The following is a 247-nucleotide window of genomic DNA, read 5'->3' on the forward strand; positions in this document are numbered from 1 at the left end:
GTCCTGGAGTTGATGAACTGCAGGCTACGGGTCTGCGGGGCGGGTGTGTCCGGCCCGTTGTACTCGTCGAGGAGCCTTTGGCAGGCCTTGCGTACCTCGTCATGCAAGCCGGTCACACGGCAGGCGCGTGTTCGGAAGCCCCAGGCGCGGCGTTGGTTGTTCAGTTTGGCGGTAAACGACTCGATCATGTCGAGGGTGACGATCGAGTGGCCGTTTTTCCGGGCGGCCTGGATGGCGTTGGTCTTCG

At 63.2% G+C, this 247-nt stretch carries 1 pseudogene; it reads right to left on the reverse strand.

Annotation, left to right across the window (positions count from 1 at the left end):
- Nucleotides 1–247: pseudogene (locus tag QP119_RS11645) on the reverse strand (hypothetical protein); the annotation flags it as partial.

This window comes from Corynebacterium frankenforstense (genome assembly GCF_030211955.1).
In the GTDB taxonomy this organism is placed as follows: Bacteria; Actinomycetota; Actinomycetes; order Mycobacteriales; family Mycobacteriaceae; genus Corynebacterium; species Corynebacterium frankenforstense_A.